Genomic DNA, 677 nt, shown 5'->3' on the forward strand with positions numbered 1-677 from the left:
TACGACGAGGCGGAAATCATATTCCGTCGACGGGCTTAGACCTGTTACGGTTGCGCTTGTCGCAGTCATCGCAATAGGTCCTGTTGTCGAGGCTGTCCACGTGTTCTGACCTTTCGGCGACTGCTCAATTACAATTCCAGTTGCACCAGCCACTGCGCTCCAGTTAAATTCTGCTGTGGTGCTCGTCTTTGCTGCACTCACGAAATCACTGACCGGTACCGCATTCGTCTTTACGCTGACTACGTTGGAAGTGCCCTCATTGCTGCCTCCTATGACAACAAGACGGAATTCATACTCCGTTCCAGGGTTCAAGCCTGTTACGGTTGCGGTAGTCGCAGTCGTTGCAATTGGATCACTTGTTGTCGCTATTGCCCACGTGTTCGCGCCTTTTAACGACTGCTCGACTATAATTCCCGTCGCACCCGTCACTGCGCTCCAGCTAAAGTCAGCCGTAGCACTTGTTCTCGCTGAGCTTGAAAAATCACTGATCGGAACCGCATCTGTCTTCACGCTGACTACATTAGAATTACCTGCGTTACTACCACCAGTAACGACAAGGCGGAACTCATATTCCGTTCCTGGGTTCAAGCCTGTTACGGTTGCGGTAGTCGCATTCGTAGCAATCGGACCGCTTGTTGTCGAGGCTGCCCAAGCGTTCGCACCTTTAAGCGACTGCT

At 52.1% G+C, this 677-nt stretch carries 1 protein-coding gene; it reads right to left on the reverse strand.

Annotated features, from left to right (window positions below; translation table 11 throughout):
* Positions 1-677 (reverse strand): fibronectin type III domain-containing protein (locus D3P08_RS27045; protein WP_147381862.1); only part of this gene is annotated, 677 nt, incomplete at both ends.

The organism is Paenibacillus nanensis (assembly GCF_003583765.1).
Taxonomy (GTDB): domain Bacteria; phylum Bacillota; class Bacilli; order Paenibacillales; family Paenibacillaceae; genus Pristimantibacillus; species Pristimantibacillus nanensis.